The sequence below is a fragment of the Flavobacterium hibisci genome (genome assembly GCF_020026925.1).
In the GTDB taxonomy this organism is placed as follows: domain Bacteria; phylum Bacteroidota; class Bacteroidia; order Flavobacteriales; family Flavobacteriaceae; genus Flavobacterium; species Flavobacterium hibisci.
The window spans coordinates 26336-53224 of record NZ_JAIQDW010000003.1; the positions used below are offsets into that span (position 1 = coordinate 26336).

Here is a 26889-nt window from a genome sequence, read left to right on the forward strand (position 1 = left end):
ATTAATTTTTGATTTAGTGTTAAGTATGTTGGTTAAAAATTATGGCTGGATATTAAAATAGGCACAAACTTCTTCGTAGCTCATTTTAGAATAATCCGGTTTTGCCATTTTTGAGGTTGAAGCAGCAACACCACCCGGAATCAAAACATAGCGCCATTTTAAGCTGGCCGGAAGCCCTACAGTAGTTCCGTCATTAGCATGTTTAAACCTGAATAATTTGATAGTATTAAGGCTGGCAATAGCAGTAATTGTGTTGGTAAATCCTCCTGCTGTAGAAGTGTAAGGAAGTGTAAAAGTATTTGTCGCTGATCCAAAAGACATATATACCAATACGGTTCCTTTTTCCATGATGTCTGCCGTTAATTGTGGTACAGCAATAGAAGTTGACAATCCTGAAGTTCCGTCTATGGTTTCCGGTGTTCCGGCAGGGGCACTAATCCACGCACTGTAAATAACATTTGCAGTTCCTGCCGGTCCTTCTGCTCCGTCAGTTCCATCGTCTGCGCTGCATGAAATTGTAATAACTCCTAATAATAAAATTGCAAAAAGGGTTTTAAAAGTTTTCATAATAATTCTAGTCTTAAAAAATTGGTCAAATGGTTCTTATTTAATTCAATAACATTTATTTTTGTAAAAAATCAAAAGCTCAAAAAAGGGGATTATTTTTTGCTTATGCTGAATTACAAGACAAATTTGCGTCAATAAAATCCTGATAAAAACAGCCAATAGACAAACAACATTTTAAATAGACAGACAACAGGAATGATGAAGAAATACTCTTGTATTATCGTTGATGATGATGAAATTGACAGACTGACGGCACTCTCTTTTGCTAAAAAATTTCCGGTTCTGGATATTTTGGGTGTTTTCGAATCTGCTGAAGAGGCGCTTCCGTTTATAGAAAAAGAAAAAATCGATATCTTATTTCTCGATATTGATATGCCTGGGCTGAGCGGAATTGAGTTCAGAAAAAATGCCCTGGAAATTCCGGTTTGTATTTTTATTACCGCACATCCCGAACATGCTGTGGAAAGTTTTCAGATCGAAACTTTAGATTTTATTGTGAAGCCATTAAAACTCGATCGTTTTACACAAACCATGAACCGTATTGAGGAATTTATGGAAATCAAACTCAAAGCTTCTCTATTTGAAGCCAGCATTGGAGGCGACACCATCTATATCAAAGAAGGCCATGAACAGACGAAAGTAAAACTGCATGAAATTCTCTATCTCGAAGCGTTAAAAGATTATACCTTGGTTGTTACCGAAAGAAGAAGGCATTGCGTTCTTTCGAGTATCGGAAATCTATTGAAAGAAAGTCACTTTCAGTCCTTTATACGAATTCACAGAAGTTTTGCTGTTCAGAAACAATTTATCCAAAAAATGAATTCGACCGAAATTATTTTAAACAATAACATTTCCATTCCGGTTGGCAGAAGCTACAAAGACAACTTAAACCTGATCTAGATGAAGAAAGCCGGTTTTTTGATTTTGTTTTTTATTACTATTTCAGTTTTTGGTCAACAGGAACCGGATTTGACAAAATATAAAACAACCATTCAAAAACTGAATGCCTTACTTACCTACACCAAATCACTTTTAGACAAAGAAGACTATTCCAGACTTATCATCGCTTCACAAAAAGGGATTGCACTTTCAAAAAACCATTACAAGTATTTAAGTACATTTTATCTGCGGCAGGGAATTGCTTATGAATTTAGCAATAATCAATACAAAAAAGCATTGGTTAACTATGAAAATTCATGGAAATACGCTCACAAAGTCCGTCATGTAGAAAACCAAACTTCTTCTTTGATGCGGCTCAACTATATTTATTATTCTCTAAATGAAACCCAAAAAGGCAAAGAATTGATTGAAACCATCAAAAAAGTACTTGATACGACCAAAAGCAATTATGTACAAGCGGTGCTTTATGGGAGTCTCGGCGAGTATTATCTGAATACTTCTGAATATGAAAATTTTATTGGATATCAGTTAAAAGCCATCAACTACAAAAAACGGCTTGATAAAAGTGAAGCAAATACAGAGAATATTGGTGTTTCATACCTTCAGATTGCTACTTCTTATATAAAAATGAAACAATTCAACAAAGCGCTGGAATATTTAAGAGAGGCTAATCCATATATAAAAACATCTCCCTATATCAGCGCTTTTTCCGGCAATTATTATATGCAATGTTTTGTAGCACAAAAAAAACCAGACAGTATTCACAAATATTACAACTTGATTTATACTTATCCAACAGTAAAAGATTCCCTATTTCTGAATTTAAGTTTTGCCAATCAGAATATGGCAAAATATTATGCTGATATAGGCAAAATACATACAGCCTACGGTTATGCTAAAAAGGCAATTTCCTTGGGGCAAAAATCAACAGATGAAGAAATTCTTATGGAAGCCAATGCTATCATGGGCCGGGTACTTTATGAAAAAAGGGATTACAAAAATGCCATTGAAATTCTCAAAAAAGCTTCCATCAATGCCTTGACATATGATAAGGAAAACTTTGTAAATATCAATAAAAATCTATCACAAAGTTATGCTGCTTTAGGACAATGGAAAGAAGCATTTCAATATAATGAAATCTACTCCAGATACAATGATGAGATGATGCAGGAGTCGGCTAAACAAAGTATTGCCAATGCCGAGGCACGATATCAGAATAAAACCAAACAGCAGAAAATTAAAAACCTTTCAGCAGAGAACACCATTAAAAACATTCAGATCAGCGATGCCAGAAAACAGCGCTTCTATTTGATTTCAGGGCTTATATTAGTTTTCATAATCGGGTTATTATTATTCAGACAAAATCAAAACCGTAAAAAAACCAATAAAAAATTACAGCTCCTGAATCAGGAACTCGATGAAGCCAACAAAATCAAAGCGCGGTTTTTCGGAATTCTGAACCATGATTTAAGAAGCCCGATTTCAAATCTGATTCACTTTTTACACCTTCAAAAAGAAAATCCCGAACTCATTGACGAAGAAACCGCTTTACGAATGCAGACCAAAATTATTTCCGGAGCCGAAAATTTACTATCCTCCATGGAAGATATTTTGCTTTGGAGCAAAGGGCAGATGGAAAATTTTAAACCTGATTTTAAAAATATTGCGGCAGAAGTTATATTCGAAGATACAAAGAAACATTTTTCAGCTGTCGAAAACATCGAAATTTCGTTTGAAAATCCGGAAAGCATCATTTTAAATACGGATGAAAATTACCTGAAAACCATTATCAGAAACCTGACAGGAAATGCTGTAAAAGTACTGGAAAAAGCCAAAAACGGAAAAATAATCTGGAAAGCCTGGAAGGAGGATAATCAAACGTACCTTTCGATTACAGATAATGGCCCGGGAGAAAATCTGGAAAAATTTAAAGCACTTTACAACGATTCAGAAGTCATCGGAATCAAATCCGGATTAGGACTTCATTTAATAAGGGATTTGGGAACAGCGATTAACTGCAAAATCGAAGTCAGCTCAAAACCGGGATTTGGAACTACTTTTACGATTCTATTTAACACATAGTTTTTGATGCTCATTTTTCGTCAGTTCGAGTGATTCCGATTTTTCATCGGGATTGTATCGAGAACAGAAAAATTAGCATTAAAAACGGTTCTCGATACATTTTTCGTTTCGTTTCTCTCCACAAAAAACACTCGAACTGACGTTTTTAATATCACACCCAAATGGTTACAAATAATCTGGTCAAATCTTTTAAAATCTGCGTGAAACAAAATCCATTTCCATTTCCAACAACCTTAATTCATACCAATAAAAAACGCCTGACTTTCATCAGGCGTTTTTTATATAAATCATAATCTTACGATTACAACAAAGCGTCTAAGCTATCGGCGTAAGTTTGTTTCGGAGCAACTCCTACTTGTTTTCCTACTACTTCTCCTTTATGGAAAACCAAAACAGTTGGAATATTACGCACACCGTATTTTGCAGCGAACTCCTGGTTTGCATCAACATCAACTTTTCCAACAACTACTTTACCTTCGTATTCGCTGCTCAATTCGTCAATGATTGGACCAACCATTCTACAAGGACCGCACCATGCTGCCCAAAAATCTACCATTACAGGTTTATCTGATTTCAAAACTACTTCGTCAAAAGTAGCATCTGTGATTGCTAATGCCATAATAATTTATTTTAAGATTATCCCGTCAACACGTTCAGGGAAACAATTTTTAATAAGTTTTAAACTTCAGTACAAATTTAGAAATTTTAAATCAATCAAACGCCATTCATAAATTAGTTTTGATTATAAATGCATTGTCATAAATTATATTATTACTAAAGTTACTGTTAAGATACACATTAATAAATTGCAAATCAAAACATTAACAAAACATTGATTTTTACCTTATCTTTAATATAAGTATAACTCATTTCCATGACAGCCATTTTACTCCATATAAAGAATTTTTTGCAATCAAATCGTTTTAAAAAATACGCCAAACGTTTTAGTTTTTTAATTTTAGGATGCATTTTAGTGATTGTAATGGCTTCCGGAGCTTTATCCTTTTATTTCAACCGGAACAAAACTGAAATCATAGCCAAAATCAACACAAAAATCAATGAGAACATCAACGGAAAATTTCATGTTGGTGATTTTCAATATAAATTTTTAACCGGTTTCCCGAATTTTACGCTGGCGCTAAAAAACGTCGAACTAAAAGACAATCAGTGGGACACCCACAAACATACTTTACTAAAAGCTAACGAAATAGAAGTCCACTTAAACATCTGGAGCCTCCTGCAAAGCGAAATCAACATTCACAAAATCCTGATCAATGAAGCTCAGATTTATGTGTACAAAGCCGAAAACGGTTATTCGAACGCCAATATTTTTAAACCCAAAAAGAAAAAATCATCTGAAACATCATCTGAAACCGAAACCACTGTCGATCAGATTGATCTCAATGAAGTGCATTTTACAGTTGACAATCGCATCGGACAGAAATTATTTGATTTTGATATAGCCAGTTTAAAATCGAAAGTAAAGTATGATGGCGAAAACTGGCAGACCAATGTATTCCTGAGAACCAATGTCAAAAGTCTGGCTTTTAATACCGTTCACGGAAGTTTTGCCAAAGAAAAAATACTCGAAGGCACTTTTGCCGTTTCGTATGGGGGCGAAAAAGATAAAATAGACGTCAAAACCGAGAATCTAAAAATCGGGAAAGATGCTTTTGACATTGTTGCTTTTTTCAATCTTGCCAAAGGAAATGCGCTTTTCGGCATCAATATAAGCACGACTATTTTATGGAAAAATGCCTCTAATTTGCTTTCGGCAAACATCAGTTCTAAGCTCAATCGGTTTAATTTAAAAAAGGAAATCGATGTGAACTGCGACATCAAAGGCGATTTTAATGCCGAAGGCGATCCGCGAATTGTCGTTCAGGCCGAAGTGCACAATAACGAACTCAGCATCCCCGACGGATTGATTACTGATTGTGATTTCAAAGGTATTTTTACCAATAATTTCAAGCCAGGAGCCGGTTTTACCGATGCCAATTCAGCGATTATTTTGACACGTTTTTCGGGTAAATACAAAAATGTTCCACTCCAAATTCCGCAATTATCGATTAACAATCTGGACAAACCACTCGCAACCGGAATCGTAAATTCGGACTTCGATATCCAAAATCTCAACGAAGAAAACACCGAAAAATGGATTAATTTTACCGATGGACACGCCACAGCCAACTTAAAATTTCAGTTTGATATTGTCGATTTGTACATTACCAAACCCCGTTTTATTGGCAATGTAAACGTTCAGAATGCTTCTTTTCTTTTTATTCCGAAAAACGTCAAGGCCGAAAAAATAAATGTTCAGCTCGAATTTACTCAGGAAGCACTGCTGATCAAAAAAATCGCTTACAAACACCAAAAAAACACAATTTTCATTGAAGGCAGAATCGATAACTTCCTGAATTTGTATTACAACGCCCCCGAAAAAATGGTCGTCAACTGGAATATTTATTGTCCGAGCATTGACATCAGACAATTTCTGGGCATTTTGGCCTCTTCACAAAAAAAGAAAACCTCCAAAAAAGCTTCTGTATCGAATCAGTTGCGGACTGCAATCGAAAAATGTATCGTTGACATCAGCATCAGAGCCGATAAAATCACCTACAACAAACTGACCGCAACCAACACCAAAGCGCAAATTCAGATGATCGATTCAAGGCTAGTCATCAAAAACGGCTCGCTGCAGACGTGTGGCGGAAGCATCAATTTTAGCACCACCGTTTCTCCAAAAGGCAAAAACTTCAATTTCGCTTCCAACGCTCAGGTCAGTCAGGTTGATATTACTAGTTTTTTAAAGTCGTTCAGCAACTTCGGCATCACATCATTTTCTCCCAATAATATGCGCGGAAAACTCACCAGCAGCGCCAATGTAACCGGTTTGATCAACAGTAAGGGCGAACTGATCCGGAATTCGGCATACGGAAACCTGACCTTCAGTGTCAGTCAGGGCGCTTTACTTAACTTTGAGCCTATTATGAAAGTGGGCAAATTTGCTTTTCCGTTTCGCGATGTCGAGAACATAACGTTCAGCGATTTATCCGGCAATTTCAAACTTCGTGGCGAACAGGTCGATGTCAATACCCTCACCATCAGTTCCAGCGTGCTCAACATGGATGCCACGGGCGTTTATTCCTTTGGCCGCGGCACCAATCTCGCCCTGATCGTCCCGCTCCGAAACTCAAAAGACGATGCCAAACTCGCCACCCAAGCCGAACGCGACGCCGTTCGCCAACGCGGAATCGTACTGCATTTACTCGCCGTAGATGTCGATGGCAAGATGAAAATTAAATGGGGGAAGAAGGATAATAAATAATTACAACATGGAATATTCAGAAAACAAAATAAAGGTTTTAAGATTTGAAGAAGCGAATGGATTTTATACAACTCCTGAAAGAAGTAAACTTATGTCCAAAATTAAAGGAAAAGATACAAAACCTGAAATTTTGTTTCGAAAAGAATTATGGAAAACAGGGTTCAGATACCGTAAACACAACAAAAAGCTTCCTGGAAACCCTGATATTGTCAATAAAAAAAACAAGTTAGTTATATTTATCGATGGCGAGTTTTGGCACGGCTATAATTGGTCAGAGAAGAAAAATAAAATTAAAACTAATAGGGAATTTTGGATTGCTAAAATAGAACGAAATATACAACGTGATAATGAAACTAATCTAAAACTTCAAAAATTAGGTTATAAGGTTTTTAGATTTTGGGAACATGAAGTAAAAAAAGAAACTCAAAAATGTATCCAGCTAATTTTTTCTTATCTAAATGATCTTTAGGCGAATAAAAAGACAATTGTTTTTTGTTCTGATTTATAACAAAAACACTTTTAATTATGGGATTTTTTGATTTATTTTTGTAACCATTGTATAACGTTAAACAACTTGGTTATGAGTGATTATATTTCATTGTCTGAAGCATCAGAATTGTTAGGAAAGAGCAAAGAAACTTTAAGACGTTGGGATAATGAAGGAAGATTGAATGCTGTACGTGAACCCATGAGCAATTATAGAATGTACAAAAGATCTGAAATTAATAATTTATTTTCCAGTTTTATAGACAATGATATACAAGAAATCGTTTCCAATCATGTAGTTCCAGAAAATAATTATACAGTCCTTGAACTTTTCGCCGGAGCTGGTGGATTAGCAATTGGAATGGAAAAAGCTGGATTAAAATGTGTTGCTTTAAACGAAATAGATAAATGGGCATGCGAAACTTTAAGAACTAATAGACCAAATTGGAATGTTCTTGAAGGAGACATAAAACAATTCAATTTTGTAGAATATCATAATAAAGTAGATGTCGTTACTGGTGGATTTCCATGTCAAGCATTTAGCTATGCTGGAAAAAAACTTGGCTTAGCGGATGCGAGAGGAACATTATTTTATGAATTTGCAAGAGCAGTAAAAGAAGTGAACCCTCCAATTTGTATTGGAGAAAATGTTCGAGGCTTATTAAATCATGATAATGGTAAAACCCTGCAAGGTATGATTTCAATTTTAGACGAAATCGGATATAACGTTGTTCCTGTACAAGTGCTAAAAGCAATTAATTTTAATGTTCCTCAAAAAAGAGAAAGGTTAATTTTGGTTGGTATCAGAAAAGATATTGATATAAAATATGAATATCCAAAGCCTTACAAAAGGATTTATAATTTAAAAGATGCTCTAAAGAAAGGTGATTTATTTGATTGTGATGTTCCACATTCAGGAGGTTCAAAATATCCTAAAAGTAAAGTTGATGTTTTAAAATTAGTCCCACAAAAAGGATACTGGAGAGACTTACCAATTGAAATTCAAAAAGAATTTATGGGGGGAAGCTTTTATCTTGGCGGTGGAAAAACAGGAATTGCAAGAAGAATTGGTTGGGATGAGCCATGTCTAACATTGACTTGCAGCCCTGCGCAAAAACAAACAGAAAGATGCCATCCAGAAGAAACAAGGCCATTTACAGTTCGAGAATATGCCAGGATTCAAACTTTTCCAGATGACTGGCAATTTTATGGTTCTGTCGCTCAACAATATAAACAAATTGGAAATGCAGTTCCTGTTAATTTAGGAAAGGAAGTTGGATATTCTATTATTAAGTTTTTGAATCAATATTATGATTTTCTAAATTCGAAAAGTTGAGAAATTTCTATTTCTTTAGCTAATTCTTCAACACCTTTATTTATTAAATCCTGAGTATCAATATTCTCTATTAGTACTTGAAGATTTTTTACTAATCCATCATAGAAATCTGGAAAACCTGTAACTCTGTGCCAAAATTCTTTGCCTATTATTACGGGATGGGTTTTGTCAATAACTTTGTAATGCATACTCAAATCCGATTGTTCGCCATAAAGAACACCTACTATAAAATCAGTATTATTAATGTTTTTAAATGCTTTATTTGTACGAGCAAGATTAATAGTATTCGTAAATTTATTAATTAAAGGTTTTACATCTTCAGAATTAATAGTATTGGGGCCAGATTTTAACTGACACCATTTTTTACGGTTGTCAATTTTATCAATAAATTCAATATCCATTCCTTTTATTAAAGAGCCTTCAGCAATTTTTAAGTCTACAAACATGTTTTGTATTTTTGTTCCAAATGAGGTATTTATTGAAGTTCCTAAAACTCTTGGATAATATAAGGCTTTTGCAACTCCAAGTGGAGTATAATCATTTTCTAAAACTTTAGATAAATACTTAACAACGATTGGATTTATATTATAATTTTTAAGTTTAGAATGTGTATTAATTGAAGCAGCTATGTGGTTTTCAAAGATATATATATTGAAATACTCTACAACTTCCTTAATTTTTTCTTCTTCTGTTATTTGTTCCATGTTCTCTATTCAAAATTTAAGATTGCTAAAATAAGGCTTTAATCTATTGGAAATCATAATTTTTTAAACTTAAATTAAAAATCGATATATAACAATAATTTCAATTTTATTAAAAAACAAGCAACTTTCATCAAAAAAACAAAGCAAAAAATTTCATAATCTTTCCTTAACTCACTTGCCATTTCATCTAAAAAAAGATAAGTTTGAGAAACAATCATTAAATACAAACCGTTATGAAAATTCAAATCAATACCGACAAAAACATTGAAGGACACGCAAGATTAGAAAATTATTTTTCAGGAGAACTTGAAAAAGGTTTAGCGCGTTTTGAAGATAAAATTACCCGTATAGAAGTACATTTTGGAGATGAAAATGGAGAGAAATTCAGCTTAAACGATAAAAAATGCGTTCTTGAAGTGCGTATCGCCAATTTACAGCCGCTTACCGTTACAGAACACGCTGATACACTGGAAAAAGCTTTTAACGGTGCTCTGGCAAAAGCCAAAAAATCACTGACTACCACTTTCGAAAAAATGAAAGCACATTAAAAAAAAAATATAGTATTACCACATTTTTTTAAACCATATAAGTGATATAAGTTCATTTTAGTTTAAGCTTTTAATGCTTATCTGAACTTATATCACTTATATGGTTTAATTTTTTTATGAATTAACTTATAACTTTTAACGCTTTTCACTTAACTCCCACTAAGATTTCGGCAATGGTGCTCCCACGGCGATATCGCAGCGGTGACCCGGCTGTCCGTGTACTGGGTTTGTGCCTTCAGCAGTGGTTACGGGTTTTGCGCTTTCGGTGCTTAATAAAGCAGGAACTGTATTGTTTGCAGGCGGTGTTACTGTAAATGATTTTTCGACTGTTCCGCTTTGTGCAGCTGCTGTTGTGGTAGCAGGTTTTGTAACCGGAGAATTTAAAGGCGCTCCTACCGGAATGTCACATCGGTGTCCCGGCTGACCATGCGACGGATTCATTCCTTTCCCTACTTTTACCGGAGCAGCAGTTACCGTTTTTGTGGTAACCATATTGGGCTGGCCAGCATTTACCTGAACGGTTTGTGGTGCCTGAGCGGTAACCTGCCCTTGTTGTGTTGGTGCCGAGTTTAAAGGCGCTCCAACCGCAATATCACAACGATGTCCCGGTTGTCCGTGAGCAGGATTCAGTCCTTTTGTTTCTCCTAAAACCGTATTTGGGTTTGTAGCCGGAGCCTGTGCTACCGGAGCGGCTGGTTTAGAAGTATCTTTTGCAAGTCCTAACCGGATCAGTTCAGATGTTGAAGTATTCGCCTGAGGTTCTAATTCTTTTTTACAGGAAATAAAAACTAAGGAGGCAATAACGATAGAACTTATGTAGATTTTTGAATTCATGATTGAGGTGTTTAAAAAGCTTCCAAATATAATTTTTTTCCACCATATAAGTGATATTAAGATAATTTAAGTTTTGAATTATGTTTAACCGCTAAGTTCGCCAGGTTTTTACGCAAAGGACGCAAGGATTAAATATATCAGTTCATTTAAGTTTACTTTGTGTATTTATCTGCCAAATCTTTATGAAGGCATGCAGGTAAAAACTTCGCGTTCCTTGCGAATAGTCTTTGTGCTCTTTGCGTTTAATTATTTAACAAATAGAATATAGTTTCGGAACGCTGAAAAAAGGCTTTTCACTTATTCGAAAACACATAGCTATGTGTAGAGAAATGCATTTCTTTTATTGATCACTTTTTTTTACACATAAAACTATGTTTTTCTACGTGTTAGAATTAAATTTTTATGAACTCAATAACAAGCAGCAAAATCTAAATTTCACAATACTAGAACACAATACTAAAATGAACTTATATCTTATATGGTAAAAAACAATACCTTTAAACTCAAATAATATTCCTCATGAAAAAATCAATTCTGTTCCTTTTATTAGTTACTTCTTTTGCAAATGCCCAAAATTCCGAAAAAGACAAAATCAACCAGACCCTTGATGCCTGGCACAAAGCCGCGGCTGATGTAAAATTCGACGCTTATTTTAATGCCATGACCGAAGACGCGATTTACATTGGAACAGACGCCACAGAAAACTGGATCAAACCCGATTTTAAAGCCTGGGCTAAACCGTATTTCGACAAAGGCACAACCTGGAATTTTACCGCTTTGGAACGTCATATCTTTTTTGACAAATCCGGAAAAATAGCGTGGTTTGATGAATTGCTGAATACACAGATGAAAATTTGCCGCGGTTCAGGTGTTTTGGTTAAAGTAGGGAAAGAATGGAAGATTCAGCACTATGTTTTATCCATGACGATTCCAAATGACGAGGTGGATGCAGTGGTAAAAGTTAAAGCGCCAATCGAAGATATTCTGATTGCCAAACTTCAAAAAAAATAAGCAATATCTTTCATTCTTATTCTAATCATTGGCTTTCCGGCACTTTACAACTCAGAATATCAATTCTATTATAATATATTTAGCAATAATAGCGTAAATTTAGAAGCACAAAATAAGATACTCTCAAAAAAACGAGCTGAATTTTATAATATTTACTAAAATAAAAATCAAGCCTCTATTTTGTTAGCCCTTAAAATTAAAATATTTATTTTTTTTTAACTTTGACCCCAAAAAAAATAGGGTTAAATAAAGTATTTGAAAAATGAAAATAGAAAAACGCTGGATCATTTCCTTTATTATGATAAGTATTGTTTGTATCACGGGTGCTTTTTGGCCTACTGTTACAGAAAATGATTATGTATTAGCTGCATTTGGCACCATTGATCACATTGTACCCGCAGACGTTGCGTGGATGTTGACATCCTCCTGTCTGGTTTTGATCATGACCCCGGGATTATCTTTCTTTTATGGCGGAATGGTAGGCAAGAAAAACGTGATTTCAACCATGTTACAAAGTTTTATTTGTCTTGGAGTGGTTACGCTTTTATGGGCTGTAGTCGCTTTTAGCCTTGCGTTTGGAGAGCCTGTAGGTTTTGGTTCAGGCGATCATTTCTACAGTTTCTTCGGAAACCCGACAACTTTTGCTTTTATGGACTATGTAGGCGTTTTGCCTCATAAACAATTGGCAACTACGATTCCGTTTATGTTGTTTGCTTTGTTCCAGATGAAATTTGCAATTATCTGTCCTGCCATCATTACAGGATCCTTTGCGGAGCGTGTTCGTTTTATATCTTATTTAATTTTCATCAGTTTATTTACCATTTTTATATATGCTCCTTTATGCCACGCGGTTTGGTATCCGACTGGAATTTTGGGAAGCTATTTTGGCGTGAAAGATTTTGCCGGAGGAACTGTAGTACATATGAGTTCCGGATTTGCCGCTTTGGCCGGAGTTATCGTTTTAGGAAAAAGAAAAAACAGTCAGCATATTCCAACCAATATTCCGTTTGTATTATTAGGAACCGGAATGTTATGGTTTGGATGGTTCGGATTCAACGCCGGTTCTGCACTGGCAGCAAACGGAACTGCCGCAATGGCTTTTGCCACTACAACAACTTCATCGGCTGCAGCCATGTTAACGTGGATTTTCTTTGACCGAATGAACGGAAGAAAAGTTTCAGCACTCGGAGCCTGTATCGGAGCCGTTGTTGGTTTAGTAGCCATTACTCCTGCCGCAGGTTTCGTATCGGTTCCTGAAAGTATGTTCTTCGGATTCATAACAGCATTGGTTTCAAACACAGCGGTAAACTGCAGTTTTTCAAAAAGATTTGACGACACACTGGATGTTTTTGCCTGTCATGGTGTAGGCGGAATCATGGGAATGATCCTGACTGCTATTTTTGCTCATGGCGAAGATGCAAGTTTACTGCACGGCGGATGGAGCGTTTTTGGTCATCACATGATGGCATTAGTACTGGTTTCCATTTTCACATTCTTCGGAGCTTATTTCTTGTTCAAAGTAACGAATTTCATTATTCCGTTACGAGTTTCAGAAGAGTCAGAACTCATTGGACTGGATTTGTCTCAGCATGATGAAACGCTGGATCCAAAATCATCACATATAACAGAACCACATTACTAACCAAAAATAAGCCGCAGCTTTCTCAGATTAAAAACCTGAAAATACTGCGGCTAAAATTTAAACTTCAATTCCACCTCGTCCATTCGTTTATATTGCTTAATTTTGCGGAAAATTTTTGTAAAAAGTGGGAAGTAAAAATAAACTAAAAAGATTCAGGGAAAACGAAACATTTGAAAACGTTTTTCAGCCAACCAGAGAAGAAGTTGTAGGCGACTTAATGCCTTTGAAAGGAAAATGGAATACTGATTTCTTTAAAAATGACAATCCGTTAGTTTTAGAATTAGGCTGTGGAAAAGGAGAATATTCTGTTGGACTGGCAGAAAAATACCCGGACAAAAATTTTATCGGAATTGACATTAAAGGTGCCCGTTTCTGGAGAGGTGCCAAAACAGCTGTGGAAGATGGCCTGCATAATGTGGCGTTTGTGCGTACTCAAATCGAATTAATAGATCATATTTTTGCTGAAAATGAAGTTGATGAAATCTGGATCACTTTTCCGGATCCTCAGATCAAATACAAAAGAACCAAACACAGAATGACCAATTCTGAGTTTTTGAAATTGTATAAAAAAATACTCAAAAAAGATGGCGTAGTAAACCTGAAAACCGACAGTGAATTCATGCACGGTTATACCTTAGGATTACTGCACGGAGAAGGACACGAAGTTTTATATGCCAACCATAATGTATATAAAAATGAAGGAAGTCCGGAAGTAGTAACTTCGATTCAGACCTTTTACGAAAAACAATATTTAGAAATAAACAAGGCAATTACGTATATTCGTTTTAAAATTAAAGATTAAATTATTTTTTAAAACGAAATTCTAACCCATCAAACAACCGAATGGCCTTAATCACCCCTTTAGTTTCAGGTTTTATTGCTGCTGTTATCGGAATTATTCCTCCGGGATTACTGAACATGACAGCTGCCAAAATAAATCTGAAAGAAGGAAAAAAGAATGCTTTATGGTTTGTTGTTGGTGCTGTTTTAGTTATTTTTTTTCAGGTCTATGTAGCGGTTTTATTTGCACGTGTAATTGACAACAGACCGGATATTGTGACGCTGCTGCGCGAAATTGGCTTTGTGGCCTTTTCTATTTTGACCATTTATTTTTTATTTATTGCCAAAAAACCAACAGCGAAGAAAAAATCAAAGATTAAAAAAAGCAGTAAAAAAAGTCGTTTCTTTTTAGGGATGCTGCTTTCTGGTCTGAACTTTTTTCCTATTCCTTATTATGTGGTTGTAAGTGTGACACTAGCTTCTTATCAGCTTTTTGCTTTTGAAAACAATATCATCTCCATTTTTGTTTTGGGATCCGTTTTAGGTTCTTTTGCTGCTTTATACTGTTATATTGCTTTTTTTGAAAAAATAGAGCAAAAAACCGATTACCTGATGCGGAATATGAATAAAATTATTGGATGTATTACAGGTTTGGTAGCTCTTGTAACGCTTTTTAATATTTTGAATTATTACTTCGGATAATAATAAAACCACAGATTAAAAGATGAAACCAGTTTCTTTGGCAATAGGGCAAAAAAGGTGTTTCAATCGTTAATAAAACCATATTTTATCCTTTAATCTGTGGCAAACAACCAAACTATGGCTGAGGAAAATTTTTTCGAAAAAGTATATACAATAGCCCGACAGATTCCGTACGGAAAAGTAACTTCTTATGGCGCAATCGCAAAAGCATTAGGTACCGCACGTTCTGCACGAATGGTCGGCTGGGCTATGAATGCCTGTCACAACATGGATGATATTCCGGCGCACAGAGTCGTAAACCGAAAAGGGCTTTTGACCGGAAAACATCATTTTGACGGAACCAATTTAATGCAGCAGCTTTTAGAAAACGAAGGCATTAAAGTGGTCAATAATCAGATTGTTGATTTTGACAAACATTTCTGGCAGCCTGAAATCGGATTATAATTAATCCATTACCAAACCATTTGGATCTTCAGCTGTTGTTTCTTTATCTTTTTGATACACATCAGGATAAAAATAAATTTCTCCGGTTTCTTCACTTACCCATGAAGTAAAATAGCCGATGTATATCGGAATTTTATTTTTCAGTATGCATGTGGTTTCTTTTTCACCATCCATCGCATTATCAATCATTTCGTCCGTCCAGTCAGGATCGTCTTTCAAAATTACATGCGCCATTTTTTTGGCTTCTTTTATATTAATACAACCGTGGCTGAAGGTGCGCTGCTCAAACATAAACAAACTTTTAGCCGGCGTATCGTGCATGTAGATATCAAACGGATTTGGAAATAAAAATTTTACTAATCCCAAAGAGTTTTTAGGCCCGGGTTTTTGTCTTACCTTTCCTCCGTTCCATTCCATGTTATGTTCTTCCAGATAATTTTTATTGGAAGCCATATTCAGTTTTAATTCATTATCGATGATACTCTGGGGCACATTCCAATACGGGCTAAATACAATTTTATCCATCGCACTGCTGAAAATTTCGGTTTCTGACCATTTAGCACCCACAAAAACGTCAGATGTAAACTCGCTTGCACCATTTTTTACGTATAATAATCGGTAAGCCGGAATATTTACCATAATATAATCCCTTGCATCTATTAAATTTTCAGGAATCAGGCGGCAACGGTCCATGTTTAATTTTATAACTCTGATTCTTTCTGATACAGGCTCATTCATTTGTTTGATATGTTCGAATGACAATTTGTAGTTCAATTTCAGACCGTATCTTTTTTTATAATTTAAAACCCCGGCCATAAGCTCTTCATCGTATAGGCCTTTTTTGGAATCCTTTTTTAAATCGCCTTCGACAAACAACCTTTCACGAATTTGTTTTACTACGGCACCACTATCAAAAGGTTTTAATTCTTTATAGGTGGCACTGTCAACATCTATTTTTTTCCACAGTTTTTTTCGGTCAATTTTTTGGTATTTTTCTAAAGCTCCCTCTAGCCGGTCGTACTGTCTGGATAAAAGATACACTTCTCTGGATTTAGAAGCACTGCTTGCTGAATCAGAATTATTCTGAACTCCGGGATTTTCTTTTGGATATAAATTGTCAATTGATTTTATATCTTTTTTAAAGCTAAATGAAGCAAATACAAAACCTGCAGCTATAATTAGGAGAAATTTATGTAATTGTCGCATGGTGTAATTTTTTAAATATTATTAAACTTTTATTTAAAAGCACAGCGAAAAAACATAATCAGCAACCTTCAAAATGAGTCTTCGCCATACTTTTTAAAATAGTGCAAATTCAGGATTTAGGGTTCTTCAAATTTACACCAATACAAAAAAAATCATTTTACAGAATAAAATATGTATCTTTTAAAATTCACATTAACAGCCTGAAGTTCATCAAATTAAGGGAGTACAGAATTTTATTACATCTTAGATGAGGCAAATTACAAATGTAGTTTTGTCTTCCTCTGTTTGATAACTCAGGTAACCACCGTGGGCTTCAATAATGTTTTTAGAGAGTGTTAAACCAATTCCTGCTCCGTCTTTTCGGGTAGTGAAAAATGGAAGAAATACTTTGTCCTGAATTTCCTGGTCGATTCCTTTTCCATTGTCTGAAATGGTAATAAAAAAGCGATTATTTTCGGTAAAACTCGATATAAAAATTCTCTTTTCAGTCCTTTCATTTAGGGCGTAAATGCTGTTGGTAATCAAATTAATGATGACCTGCTCCATTTGGTTTTTATCCATTAAGACAGATCGTGAACTATGGATATCATTTATCAATTCAATGTTTTCGGCCTTCAGAATTGGGCTCATAATCCGCAGGCAGTCTTCGAAAAGCAGATTGATTGGCGTCATTTCTTTGGCTGGCGTTGGCAGCATGGCGAGTTTTCGGTAGTTCTCAACAAAAACCTGCAAATGGTCACTTCTGTTTATAATGGTTGAAATACTGCTTTTGATGTCTTCAAAATCATCATCTTCGAGTTTTTCCTGATCGACAATTTGGAGTAAATTCTGCGAAAGCGCACGAATTGGCGTTAAGGAGTTCATTAATTCATGTGAAATAATTTTCATCAGGTTGATCCAGGCTTCTTTTTCTTTTTTCTCAATAACACGCTGAATACTGTCCAGTAAAATGATAAAATATTCCTTGTTATACGTTTTAGTCAACGAGGTCTGAAGGATGAAAGTCTGTAAATCCTGTTCTTCAATTTTAATAGAAATTACCGATTTTAATTCGGCAAAATCAGACTTTTCAATTTCGTTGCAAAGAGAAGGCAAATAGTTTTTAAGGTATTTCCAGTGACTCACTTTTGGCACTTTAAATAAATTCGAAAAGCAATCATTCATTAAAAAAACATGCCATTCTTCGTGCTCTTTTTCCAAAATTAAAGTGCCGGTGTCAATACTATTTAAAATTGATTTGTACACCAACTCTTTTGATGTTTGCTCCTGTTGCCTTATTTTCAGTGTGTCATATAAAAGGTACAAACTTTTAAAATTGTCTTTTTTATGTTCATCCGGAAAATTAGTCGAAAAATCATTTTGAAGTATTGAAAGCAATGTCCTGTCATAAAACAATAATTGATTTTTTACAAAAGAATACATTTCGAAAAGCATTACAACACCAAACAATCCAACCAAAATGGCATTGTAATAAAACGTTTTAAAAAACAGAAAAACACAAAAGAAAAAGAGCATCATAACAAACAAGACTCTCACAAATAAGGCGTTATAAAACTTCCAGTTTTTCATTTATTTTTTTTATGCTTAAAACTTAACCGCAAAGGTCGCAAAGGTTTACGCAAAGGTCGCTATATGGCTTTGCGAACTTATAAAACCAATTACAAACACACCGAAAAAATACTTTGCGTGCTTTGCGGTAAAATTAACACTATATCTAACTATTTTTTAAATCGTATTTCTCAATTCTTCTGTATAAAGCAGCTCTGGACAATCCTAATTCTTCGGCAGTTTTACTAATGTTGCCATGGTGTTTTAAAAGGGCTTTTTGGATAGCCGTTTTTTCCATTTCAGACAATGGATTATCATCATTCTCCTGAATGTTTTCAAAATCAAGAATATCTAAATCGGTTAGAGAAATTGTATTGTAATCAGCTAAAATTAAAGCGCGTTCGATTTTATTTTCCATTTCACGCACGTTTCCTTTCCATGGATAACGTTCTAAATAAGGTGCTACATTATCATCAAACTGCCAATTTTCCTGATTATACTTTTCAGCAATCTGATCCAGAATGAAATTCGCCATCGGAACAATATCCTCTTTTCGTTCCCGCAACGACGGCAAATGTATTTCCATCGTATTGATGCGGTACAGCAAATCTTCACGAAAGTTTTTATTTTTAACCTCTGTTTTAATATCACTGTTTGTTGCAGAAATAATACGGACATTCAAAGCCCTGGGCTTGCTTTCACCTAAACGTGTAACTGTTTTGGTCTGTAAAACGTGTAATAATTTTGCCTGTAAATGAAGCGGAATATTACCAATTTCATCCAGAAAAATAGTGCCGTTTTGCGCCAGTTCAAACCTCCCAGGCGTATCGGTTTTTGCATCCGTAAAAGCGCCTTTTGCATATCCAAAAAGTTCACTTTCGAATAAACTATCGCTCAGGGAACCCAAATCAACATGAATAAAAGGCAAACTCTTGCGTTCTGAATTCTGATGAATAAACTCAGCAAAAACATATTTTCCGGTTCCGTTTTCACCTAAAATCAAAACATTCGCATCAGTTCTGGCCACTTTTTCGGCCATAGCGTAAGCCTGTTTTATTTTTGGTGAAATACCGGTAAAATATCTTTTTTCGTTATTTTCTATAACATGTTTTTTGTTGGTTTTTCTGCTTTCGGCGACAGCCTTATCAATTGTTTCCAATAATTTTTCATTCTGCCAGGGTTTTAAAACATAGTCAAAAGCACCAATTTTGATACCTTCAACAGCTGTTTCAATTTTCCCGAAAGCAGTCATTAAAATTACAATTGTATTTGGTGACAGTGTTTTTATTTCTTTCAGCCAATGAATCCCTTCACGCCCGTCTTCAAAACCAATTCGGTAATTCATATCGAGCAAAACCACATTTATTTCGTTTTCGCTTAAAAGTGAAATGATTTTTTTGGGATTATTTGTCGTAAAAATGATTTCAAAATGTTTTTTGAGAATCATTTTTGCCGAAAAAAGAATTTCTTCCTGATCATCGACAATTAATATTTGGGCTAGTTTTTTTCGCATCTGTCTTTTTTGTCCGGTTTTGAACGGTCAACTGTTCATTATCGGACACTCCTTTTTTGAATGGTTTTTAAAGCTCTTTTAAAATCAATGCTTTACAAATAATAAATTTAATGGCACAGTATTTACCTATTGGTAATCAGTAAATTATTTAAAAAATGGACAAGGTAATTCCTCGTAAAAATAGAAAATTTAGATATTTCACAGTAGCAATTGGTGTTTTTTTAGCTTTGGCCGTGATTATCTTTTTCTCATTCAATACGAAAAGAAGTTTAAATGTAAAAGCAGAAGAAATTTCAGTTCAAAAAGCAGAAAAAGCTTTTTTTGAAGATTTTGTAGTTTTTCAGGCCAAAGTTGAACCGCTAAATGTAATGCTTGTAAATGTAACAGAAGGCGGATCTGTAAAAGAGATTTTTGTTGAAAACGGTGCTATGGTAACTAAAGGACAATCACTGGCAAGATTATACAATCCGAACACCGAATTGAATTACCTGACCCAGGAAACGGCCATCATTGAACAAATCAACAATCTGAATACAGGAAAACTGAACATCAGAAACCAGGAATTAAACTTAACTAAAGACTTGGTTTTGATTGAACACGATTATAACGACGCGAAAAGATTGTATGATATGAACTCGAAATTATTTGCCAAAGATGTAATTTCGAAGAACGACTGGAATACATTTAAAGAAAATTTGCGTTTTCAGGAAGAACGTAAAAAAACGATCCAGCAAAGTATTCAAAAGGAAAAGCAATCCAATCAGTTGCAAATTTCGCAGATTAACCGTTCCATTCAAACCATGGAAAAAAGTCTGGATATTTTGAGAAACAATAAAAAGAACTTTTTGATCACCGCTCCGGAATCCGGAAGACTGACTTCTTTTGAACCCGTTTTAGGAAAAACATTTCAGGCAGGAGAGAGTATCGGAAAAATTGATTCAAAACGAGGCTACAAACTGGCAGCCGATGTAGATGAATTTTATTTAGAGAAAGTTCGGGAAGGATTAAAAGGTCAGGTAGAGTTTAAAGGAAACGTTCTTGAAATAATGGTAACCAAAGTAATTCCGGAAGTAAAAAACGGTCATTTTACAGTAGAACTGGCTTTTACATCTAAAGAAAATATCGCATTACAGGGCGGATTAAGTTTTGGTGTAAAGCTGATTTTATCTGAAAAAAACAAAACACTGGTTGTTCCAAAAGGAAGCTTCAATCAGGAAACAGCAGGAAAATGGATCTTTGTGGTAAAAGGAAATAAAGCCGAAAGAAGAAATATTAAATTAGGCAGAGAAAATCCTTCGTATTATGAAGTTTTGGAAGGTTTGAAAGAAGGCGAATCAGTAATTACTTCATCTTATTCAGATTATAAGGACATTGAGGAGCTTTCAATTAGTAAAGAATGAGTTCAAGCTATGTCATTTCGACCTTTTGGGAGAAATCACACAAGAAACTCTACAAAGTAAATCATCAATCTTTGTCGATTAGCGAGTGTGATTTCTCCTTCGTCGAAATGACAAAAAAAGACAAATCATTTACAAAAAATAAAAATATCAATCATCAATCAAAAAACACAGTCAATCACATTTTAACACCTTTACAAAATGATAAAAATTCAGAATTTAACCAAAGTTTTTAGAACAGAAGAAGTAGAAACAGCAGCATTGAGCGGTATTTCTTTAGAAATTAAAAAAGGAGATTTTTTAACTATAATGGGACCTTCAGGTTGTGGAAAATCCACTTTATTAAATATTATCGGGCTATTAGACAGCGCTACTGAAGGAAGCTATAAATTATTAGATCAGGAAATGATTGGTCTGAAAGAAAAAGGAAGATCTCAGGTTCGAAAAGAAAATATCGGGTTCATTTTTCAGAACTTCAACCTGATCGACGAACTTTCTGTTTATGACAATATCGAATTGCCTTTGCTTTACAATAATATAAAAGCTGCAGACAGAAAACAAAAAATTGAGGCTATTGCAGAAAAACTAAATATTTCACATCGACTAAAGCATTTTCCACAGCAGCTTTCGGGAGGTCAGCAGCAAAGAGTTGCCGTTGCCAGAGCTTTGGTAAATGATCCTAAAATCATTCTGGCCGATGAGCCAACCGGAAATCTGGATAGTAAAAACGGTAATGAAGTTATGGAACTTCTGACAGATCTGCACGCAAAAGGCTCCACAATTTTGATGGTAACCCACTCTGATTATGATGCTTCTTTTTCTCAAAGAACGATTCACATGAAAGACGGTGTGATATTTTCTGAAAAGCTAAATCAGCGAAATGTTGATGTTTTTATGAACGCTAATAACTAAAAGATGCTAAAATTCATTGTAACCGCAATCCTAATTCTGGTTGAGTTTGTTTGCAAAATATTCGCAATTGTCTAAAAATCGGTTTGTCAAAAACTGAAATAATATAAAAAAAACACACCATGATTTATAACTGGTTTAAAATATTTATTTATCATTTAAAGCAAAGCAAACTGTTTTCGTTTTTAAATGTTTTAGGATTAAGCATTGGGATTTCCGGTGTGATTTTCGCCATTTTGTATTGGAATAATGAGCATTCATACGATCAATGGAATCCCGAAAAAGAAAATGCCTATTTAGTTCTTAATAAGATTGGAAATGGGGATACCTGGGCAACCAGCTCTATTCCGTTTGGTGAGACTTGTAAAGCTACAATTCCAGAAATTGAAAAAATTTGTTTTTTTAACGTTTGGTATGATCAGGATATCATTAAATATCAGGATCAAAAATTGATGGCTAAAAAAATAATGGTAAGCGATGAGAATTTCTTTGATTTTTTTCCTTTTGAAATACTTAAAGGCGCCAAAACAAACATTTTAAAAGAGAAAAACAGCGTTGCAATTTCAGATGAACAAGCAAAAATACTCTTCAAAAATGAAAATCCAATTGGTAAGTCTATCTTTTATGGAGCTGCAAATTATACTGTAAAATCTGTTTATAAAATCATCAGACCTTCTTCTATTGAGCCAAATTATGTCTTCAGCGGCGTAAAAAGAGAACCGGACCTAAATAGCTGGGGAAACTTTAATTATGGTTTTCTTATTAAAATTAAAAAAGATGCCGATCGTGCTTTGGTTTTAAAGAAAATGCAGCACGTAAATTTTGTCAACAGAACGGTAAAAGATGCTAAAGAAAGCGGGCAGACTGTTGAACAATATGTTAAAGAAAACGGCGAAATCACGATATTGATGGATCAGTTAAAAATGGCGCGTTTACATGGTACAAAGACTTCGGGTTCTACTTTCCCGGAAGGAATGGGCAATTTGAAACTGCTTTATATTATGGCAGGATTATCTCTTCTAATTTTGATTTTGTCATTAGTAAATTATATTAATCTGGCCACTGCATCTGCAATAAAACGTGCTAAAGAAGTCGGTGTACGTAAGATTGTAGGAGCTTCAAAAAATCAGATTATTACTCAGTTTATTTTTGAAACTGCAATAATTGTATTGTTGGCAATTTTATTTGCTTTGGCTATTGTAGAGCTTTCTTTACCGTATTACAATAACTTTCTAAATAAAACGCTGACCATAAATGGTGGTGAATTTTACCTCCAGCTCATTGTAATTTTTGGATTAGTAATTATTGCTGCGGGTATTTTCCCTGCTATTTATATTTCCAATTTTGAAACTTTAAAGGTGCTTAAAGGCAATTTTTCAAGAAGTAAAAGTGGTATCTGGATTCGGAATTCTATGCTTATTTTTCAGTTCGGAATCGCAGCATTCTTTATTATTGGGGCCTTGATTGTCAACTCGCAGGTTGAATATATGATGAACAAAGATCTTGGATTTAACGGTGATCAGGTAATTTCGATTCCGTACAATAAACCAGATCGATTTAAAAGAACAGAGAAATATCTGGTCGATAAACAGGAAATAGCAAAAATTCCCGGAGTTGTAGATGTGACCACATTTGCAGGAAGTTTTGGAGGAAGCACCAGTTCAAGTTCCGGTTTTAAACACAACGGCATTTTTGTGCAGCCAAGAAATGTTGAGATGGATTTTGGTTTTCTGGATATGATGAAAATTAAAATCGTTCAGGGACGTGATTTATCTCCTAAATATTCGTCGGATACTATTAGTAATATGTTGATGAATGAAACTTTGATTAAGCAATTAAATCTTAAAAATCCGATAAACCAGATTGTAACTTCTGGATGGGGAAATGAAAAGGGCAACCTGAAATTTAAAATTGTCGGGGTCGTAAAAGATTTTAATATTACTGGTTTGCAGAGTAAAGTGCCACCAATGATTTTTATTAATCTTAAAACTTTAAAATGGAATAACTTTAATAATGTGTTTGTAAAGGTTTCTCCAAATAATTTAACAGAAACGTTAGAAAATTTGAAAAAATATTGGGAGAAAAATGTTAATCCGGATTATCCTTTTGAATATGAATTTGTTAACAAAGGATTTGCTAAAACTTACGAGGAACAGATAAAGCAAAAAAATCTCTTTTTCATTCTAAATATGGTCGTAATACTAATTGCCGTTTTTGGATTGTTTGCTTTGGCATCATTTTCGATGGAGAGAAGACTGAAAGAAATAGCAATTAGAAAAACGCTGGGTGCAGAAACAGATATCCTGTTGAAAGAATTATCAAAACAATATATCCTTTTCTGTTTACTCGGATTTGGAATTGGAATCATTCCGGCTTATATTTTATTACAAAAATGGCTTGAAGATTACGCATTCAGAATAAACATTTCGGCTTTGCCATTTTCAATCGCATTCATTTCATTACTGGCACTTACCTTACTGATTGTGCTGACAAAAGCATATCAGGTAACGAAAATAGATGTTTTGAAATATCTGAAATACGAATAACTTGTAGACCATTTTTTTTAGAAACCCGCTGAATCAGAATATTTGGCGGGTTTCTTTTTTTGGGATTGATCTAATTTTATATGCTTATTTTTTTAACGCTCCACGCGTTTTAGCATTGATCCATCCTGATCCGATCCAATTTCAGTTTAGGAAAATTAATAAAAACAAAAAACCCGAATATTGCTATTCGGGTTTTGTGGTACCTCCAGGGATCGAACCAGGGACACATGGATTTTCAGTCCATTGCTCTACCATCTGAGCTAAGGTACCTTCCTTATAATTCACTTTGTTTCTGTTTCCGTTTGTTTCTGTGAACGTGTTTGCGGGTGCAAATATAGAATCATTTTTCGTTTATCCAAAACATTTTTTTAAAAAAAATCAATTCGTACCTTCGCAGTGGTAAATAAATAAATATGGTTTTAACAGTTGATGTTGGTAATACCCGAATTAAAGCTGCTGTCTTTGAGGGGAGTACTGTTCTTGATAATTTTGTTTTTGAGAAAAACCAGCTTGAAAAAGAAATTAAAAAAATTTTAAAAAAATTTCAAAATTGCTCTGATTTGGTGGTGGCATCAGTCGGAAATATCGAAAAACAGTCTTTTCTGGCTTTCGAAAAACAGCTTGACATTCATTTTTTGACGCACGAAGATCCCTTTCCTTTCATAAATAAATATGCAACACCAAAAACCTTAGGGATAGACAGGATGGTTTTAGCCGCCGGTGCAACTTTACAGTTCCCAAAACAAAACAGATTGGTTATTGATGCCGGCACTTGTATTACCTATGATTTTATCGACGAATCGGATCATTATTGGGGCGGTGCCATTTCGCCCGGATTACGATTACGGTATGAAGCATTACATAATTATACAGCCAGACTGCCTTTGCTGTCTTTAGAAGTTCCGGAATCCTATATAGGTAATACTACTGCACAGGCGATACATTCAGGTGTTGTGAATGGTTTCGTCTATGAGATTGACGGTTTTATCGATGAATATCGTACAAATTTTTCAAATTTTATAATAATTTTAACGGGAGGCGATACAGATTTTTTGGCTAAACGATTAAAAAATACCATATTTGCCAATTCAAATTTCTTGCTTGAGAGTTTGAACCAAACATTTCAATATAAAATCAACAATGATTAAAAAAATTATACTAAGCGCTTGTTTGCTTATCTCGTTCGTTTCATTCGCTCAGCAAGGTACTGCCTCACCATATTCTTTTTACGGAATTGGTGATGTGAAATTTAAGGGAACCTTAGAAAACAGGTCGATGGCAGGTGTTTCAGTAGAGCAGGACAGTATACATCTGAATGTTGAAAACCCAGCAAGTTATGCCAGCCTTATACAAACAACTTTTACTGTTGGTGGGACTTACGGGACTTCGAAATTAAAATCTGAAAATGCACAGGCCAGTACTACAAGATCAACTTTTGATTATTTGCTTTTAGGGATCCCAATGGGGAAATTTGGCGTTGGATTTGGATTGATCCCGGTTTCATCAGTTGGATATAAAATCAGGAATGATCAGTCTGATGACATCAATGGAAAAAGCAGTCAATATGAGGGAAAAGGGGGTGTGAACAAAGTTTTTTTAGCATTAGCTTACAAAATAAAGCCAAATTGGAGTATAGGTGCTGATATGCAATATAATTTTGGAAAAATCGAAACAACTGGTATTAAAGCTATTACAGGAGTTGAAAGTGGTACAAGAGAAATTAATACTTCAACATTATCAGGAGCGAATTTCAATATCGGTACGATGTATCAGACTAAGATTTATAAAAAAACGGAGTTGTTTACCAGTTTAGCCTATACATTTGGAGGTAATTTGAATTCAGAAACTGAAAGAACGATTCAAGTAGATGGAGATGCTGCAATAGTGACGGATACGCCTGATAGTGTTTTAAAAATGTCGAATAAAGTAACTATAGGTGCAGGTATTGGAGAAGCAAGAAAATGGCTGGTAGGGAGTTCATTAGCTTTTCAGGGTGCTGGAGATTTTAAGAATTCTTACAATACTACTGACAATGTACGTTATGAAAAATATACTAAATATGCTATCGGAGGGTATTATCTTCCAAATTATACCTCATTCACCAGTTATTTTAGCAGGATAACGTACAGGGCAGGTTTTAAATATGAAAAAATTGGTCTTGTAGTTAATAATGAATCCATAAAAGATGTTGGTGTTTCAGTAGGAGCGGGCTTTCCTATTACAGGAAGTTTTTCCAGTGTCAATTTTGGAATTGAATATGGTAAAAAAGGAACGGTTTCTGCAAATTTAGTTCAGGAAAATTATGTGAATTTCAGCCTTAGTTTCTCTTTCAATGACAAATGGTTTGTGAAAAATAAATTCAACTAATGTGTAAACTTATGTTTTCATAAGCTCAATACAATTTAC

At 34.7% G+C, this 26889-nt stretch carries 23 protein-coding genes and 1 tRNA gene; 16 read left to right on the forward strand and 8 right to left on the reverse strand.

From position 1 onward, the window contains the following. Positions 1 to 39: 39 nt before the first annotated feature. On the reverse strand, positions 40 to 567 hold the full coding sequence (locus tag K8B81_RS04100; protein ID WP_025572831.1) for a hypothetical protein: 528 nt from the start codon (positions 565 to 567) through the stop codon (positions 40 to 42). Between the two features lie 195 nt (positions 568 to 762). On the opposite strand from K8B81_RS04100, the gene K8B81_RS04105 reads away from it, so the two are divergent. Then, positions 763 to 1467: a LytR/AlgR family response regulator transcription factor gene (locus K8B81_RS04105; RefSeq protein WP_025572830.1), complete on the forward strand. Its 705-nt coding sequence runs from the start codon at positions 763 to 765 to the stop codon at positions 1465 to 1467. After that, positions 1468 to 3549: an ATP-binding protein gene (locus K8B81_RS04110; protein ID WP_223679107.1), complete on the forward strand. Its 2082-nt coding sequence runs from the start codon at positions 1468 to 1470 to the stop codon at positions 3547 to 3549. It begins immediately after the preceding gene. Between the two features lie 301 nt (positions 3550 to 3850). On the opposite strand, the gene trxA is transcribed toward K8B81_RS04110, so the two are convergent. Then, positions 3851 to 4168, reverse strand: coding sequence for a thioredoxin (gene trxA / locus K8B81_RS04115; protein WP_025572826.1), 318 nt, complete (start codon positions 4166 to 4168; stop codon positions 3851 to 3853). A gap of 255 nt (positions 4169 to 4423) precedes the next feature. On the opposite strand from trxA, the gene K8B81_RS04120 reads away from it, so the two are divergent. The 3 genes from K8B81_RS04120 (at position 4424) to dcm (ending at position 8699) form a co-directional block, all read left to right on the forward strand. Further along, entirely contained in the window at positions 4424 to 6877 is a 2454-nt protein-coding gene (locus K8B81_RS04120) for an AsmA family protein (protein WP_223679108.1), read from the forward strand. Between the two features lie 7 nt (positions 6878 to 6884). Then, a complete protein-coding gene (locus K8B81_RS04125; RefSeq protein ID WP_223679110.1) occupies positions 6885 to 7346 on the forward strand; it encodes a very short patch repair endonuclease in 462 nt (153 codons plus the stop codon). Positions 7347 to 7451: 105 nt separating this feature from the next. Beyond that, the gene (gene dcm / locus K8B81_RS04130; RefSeq protein WP_223679112.1) at positions 7452 to 8699 is read left to right on the forward strand and encodes a DNA (cytosine-5-)-methyltransferase; all 1248 of its coding nucleotides are present in this window, start codon (positions 7452 to 7454) and stop codon (positions 8697 to 8699) included. Here the strand turns inward: dcm and K8B81_RS04135 are convergent. Further along, positions 8672 to 9403, reverse strand: coding sequence for a PmeII family type II restriction endonuclease (locus K8B81_RS04135; RefSeq protein ID WP_223679114.1), 732 nt, complete (start codon positions 9401 to 9403; stop codon positions 8672 to 8674). The two genes, dcm and K8B81_RS04135, sit on opposite strands and share 28 nt — an antisense overlap. Before the next feature lie 233 nt (positions 9404 to 9636). Between K8B81_RS04135 and K8B81_RS04140 the strand changes: the two genes are divergently transcribed. Beyond that, positions 9637 to 9951 (forward strand): HPF/RaiA family ribosome-associated protein, encoded by a 315-nt coding sequence (locus tag K8B81_RS04140; RefSeq protein WP_223679116.1) that lies wholly within the window; start codon positions 9637 to 9639, stop codon positions 9949 to 9951. Between the two features lie 159 nt (positions 9952 to 10110). Here K8B81_RS04140 and K8B81_RS04145 read toward each other — a convergent pair whose 3' ends face one another. Beyond that, positions 10111 to 10785, reverse strand: coding sequence for a hypothetical protein (locus K8B81_RS04145; protein ID WP_223679118.1), 675 nt, complete (start codon positions 10783 to 10785; stop codon positions 10111 to 10113). 519 nt (positions 10786 to 11304) lie between these two features. Here K8B81_RS04145 and K8B81_RS04150 point away from each other — a divergent pair. From K8B81_RS04150 to K8B81_RS04170, 5 genes are all read left to right on the forward strand, one after another. Continuing rightward, positions 11305 to 11796 carry a nuclear transport factor 2 family protein gene (locus tag K8B81_RS04150; RefSeq protein ID WP_223679120.1) on the forward strand — a complete coding sequence of 164 codons (492 nt, stop codon included), beginning with the start codon at positions 11305 to 11307 and terminating at the stop codon, positions 11794 to 11796. A gap of 262 nt (positions 11797 to 12058) precedes the next feature. Further along, complete coding sequence (locus K8B81_RS04155; RefSeq protein WP_223679122.1) at positions 12059 to 13438, forward strand: ammonium transporter; 1380 nt, start codon at positions 12059 to 12061, stop codon at positions 13436 to 13438. Between the two features lie 124 nt (positions 13439 to 13562). Continuing rightward, complete coding sequence (trmB, locus tag K8B81_RS04160; RefSeq protein WP_223679124.1) at positions 13563 to 14240, forward strand: tRNA (guanosine(46)-N7)-methyltransferase TrmB; 678 nt, start codon at positions 13563 to 13565, stop codon at positions 14238 to 14240. A 41-nt stretch (positions 14241 to 14281) separates the two neighbouring features. Beyond that, positions 14282 to 14920, forward strand: coding sequence for a LysE family transporter (locus tag K8B81_RS04165; RefSeq protein WP_223679126.1), 639 nt, complete (start codon positions 14282 to 14284; stop codon positions 14918 to 14920). 117 nt (positions 14921 to 15037) lie between these two features. Then, positions 15038 to 15364, forward strand: coding sequence for an MGMT family protein (locus tag K8B81_RS04170; protein WP_025572802.1), 327 nt, complete (start codon positions 15038 to 15040; stop codon positions 15362 to 15364). On the opposite strand, the gene K8B81_RS04175 is transcribed toward K8B81_RS04170, so the two are convergent. From K8B81_RS04175 to K8B81_RS04185, 3 genes are all read right to left on the reverse strand, one after another. Further along, entirely contained in the window at positions 15365 to 16570 is a 1206-nt protein-coding gene (locus K8B81_RS04175; RefSeq protein ID WP_223679128.1) for a L,D-transpeptidase family protein, read from the reverse strand. A 243-nt stretch (positions 16571 to 16813) separates the two neighbouring features. Beyond that, positions 16814 to 18139, reverse strand: a complete 1326-nt coding sequence (locus K8B81_RS04180; protein WP_223679130.1) for a sensor histidine kinase — start codon at positions 18137 to 18139, stop codon at positions 16814 to 16816. Positions 18140 to 18284: 145 nt separating this feature from the next. Further along, the gene (locus K8B81_RS04185) at positions 18285 to 19631 is read right to left on the reverse strand and encodes a sigma-54-dependent transcriptional regulator (protein ID WP_223679132.1); all 1347 of its coding nucleotides are present in this window, start codon (positions 19629 to 19631) and stop codon (positions 18285 to 18287) included. Positions 19632 to 19786: 155 nt separating this feature from the next. Here K8B81_RS04185 and K8B81_RS04190 point away from each other — a divergent pair, with 155 nt between their 5' ends. The 3 genes from K8B81_RS04190 to K8B81_RS04200 all read left to right on the forward strand — a co-directional run bounded on the left by K8B81_RS04190 (position 19787) and on the right by K8B81_RS04200 (position 24483). Continuing rightward, positions 19787 to 21031, forward strand: a complete 1245-nt coding sequence (locus tag K8B81_RS04190) for an efflux RND transporter periplasmic adaptor subunit (RefSeq protein WP_223679134.1) — start codon at positions 19787 to 19789, stop codon at positions 21029 to 21031. 198 nt (positions 21032 to 21229) lie between these two features. Continuing rightward, the gene (locus K8B81_RS04195) at positions 21230 to 21940 is read left to right on the forward strand and encodes an ABC transporter ATP-binding protein (protein WP_223679136.1); all 711 of its coding nucleotides are present in this window, start codon (positions 21230 to 21232) and stop codon (positions 21938 to 21940) included. A 119-nt stretch (positions 21941 to 22059) separates the two neighbouring features. Next, a complete protein-coding gene (locus K8B81_RS04200; protein ID WP_223679138.1) occupies positions 22060 to 24483 on the forward strand; it encodes an ABC transporter permease in 2424 nt (807 codons plus the stop codon). A 197-nt stretch (positions 24484 to 24680) separates the two neighbouring features. On the opposite strand, the gene K8B81_RS04205 is transcribed toward K8B81_RS04200, so the two are convergent. Next, positions 24681 to 24753: transfer RNA gene (locus K8B81_RS04205), tRNA-Phe, on the reverse strand. 143 nt (positions 24754 to 24896) lie between these two features. Between K8B81_RS04205 and K8B81_RS04210 the strand changes: the two genes are divergently transcribed. Further along, positions 24897 to 25631, forward strand: coding sequence for a type III pantothenate kinase (locus K8B81_RS04210; protein ID WP_223679141.1), 735 nt, complete (start codon positions 24897 to 24899; stop codon positions 25629 to 25631). Next, a complete protein-coding gene (locus K8B81_RS04215) occupies positions 25624 to 26850 on the forward strand; it encodes a hypothetical protein (RefSeq protein WP_223679142.1) in 1227 nt (408 codons plus the stop codon). Before K8B81_RS04210 ends, K8B81_RS04215 begins: the two co-directional genes overlap by 8 nt. Positions 26851 to 26889 lie beyond the last annotated feature (39 nt).

Excerpts from the sequence above, each read along its gene's own strand:
- K8B81_RS04100 (WP_025572831.1), bottom strand. The coding sequence starts at position 567 with ATGAAAACTTTTAAAACCCTTTTTGCAATTTTATTATTAGGAGTTATT.
- K8B81_RS04105 (WP_025572830.1), top strand. The coding sequence starts at position 763 with ATGATGAAGAAATACTCTTGTATTATCGTTGATGATGATGAAATTGAC.
- K8B81_RS04110 (WP_223679107.1), top strand. The coding sequence starts at position 1,468 with ATGAAGAAAGCCGGTTTTTTGATTTTGTTTTTTATTACTATTTCAGTT.
- trxA (WP_025572826.1), bottom strand. The coding sequence starts at position 4,168 with ATGGCATTAGCAATCACAGATGCTACTTTTGACGAAGTAGTTTTGAAA.
- K8B81_RS04120 (WP_223679108.1), top strand. The coding sequence starts at position 4,424 with ATGACAGCCATTTTACTCCATATAAAGAATTTTTTGCAATCAAATCGT.
- K8B81_RS04125 (WP_223679110.1), top strand. The coding sequence starts at position 6,885 with ATGGAATATTCAGAAAACAAAATAAAGGTTTTAAGATTTGAAGAAGCG.
- K8B81_RS04135 (WP_223679114.1), bottom strand. The coding sequence starts at position 9,403 with ATGGAACAAATAACAGAAGAAGAAAAAATTAAGGAAGTTGTAGAGTAT.
- K8B81_RS04140 (WP_223679116.1), top strand. The coding sequence starts at position 9,637 with ATGAAAATTCAAATCAATACCGACAAAAACATTGAAGGACACGCAAGA.
- K8B81_RS04145 (WP_223679118.1), bottom strand. The coding sequence starts at position 10,785 with ATGAATTCAAAAATCTACATAAGTTCTATCGTTATTGCCTCCTTAGTT.
- K8B81_RS04150 (WP_223679120.1), top strand. The coding sequence starts at position 11,305 with ATGAAAAAATCAATTCTGTTCCTTTTATTAGTTACTTCTTTTGCAAAT.
- K8B81_RS04155 (WP_223679122.1), top strand. The coding sequence starts at position 12,059 with ATGAAAATAGAAAAACGCTGGATCATTTCCTTTATTATGATAAGTATT.
- K8B81_RS04165 (WP_223679126.1), top strand. The coding sequence starts at position 14,282 with ATGGCCTTAATCACCCCTTTAGTTTCAGGTTTTATTGCTGCTGTTATC.
- K8B81_RS04170 (WP_025572802.1), top strand. The coding sequence starts at position 15,038 with ATGGCTGAGGAAAATTTTTTCGAAAAAGTATATACAATAGCCCGACAG.
- K8B81_RS04175 (WP_223679128.1), bottom strand. The coding sequence starts at position 16,570 with ATGCGACAATTACATAAATTTCTCCTAATTATAGCTGCAGGTTTTGTA.
- K8B81_RS04180 (WP_223679130.1), bottom strand. The coding sequence starts at position 18,139 with ATGAAAAACTGGAAGTTTTATAACGCCTTATTTGTGAGAGTCTTGTTT.
- K8B81_RS04185 (WP_223679132.1), bottom strand. The coding sequence starts at position 19,631 with ATGCGAAAAAAACTAGCCCAAATATTAATTGTCGATGATCAGGAAGAA.
- K8B81_RS04190 (WP_223679134.1), top strand. The coding sequence starts at position 19,787 with ATGGACAAGGTAATTCCTCGTAAAAATAGAAAATTTAGATATTTCACA.
- K8B81_RS04195 (WP_223679136.1), top strand. The coding sequence starts at position 21,230 with ATGATAAAAATTCAGAATTTAACCAAAGTTTTTAGAACAGAAGAAGTA.
- K8B81_RS04200 (WP_223679138.1), top strand. The coding sequence starts at position 22,060 with ATGATTTATAACTGGTTTAAAATATTTATTTATCATTTAAAGCAAAGC.
- K8B81_RS04210 (WP_223679141.1), top strand. The coding sequence starts at position 24,897 with ATGGTTTTAACAGTTGATGTTGGTAATACCCGAATTAAAGCTGCTGTC.
- K8B81_RS04215 (WP_223679142.1), top strand. The coding sequence starts at position 25,624 with ATGATTAAAAAAATTATACTAAGCGCTTGTTTGCTTATCTCGTTCGTT.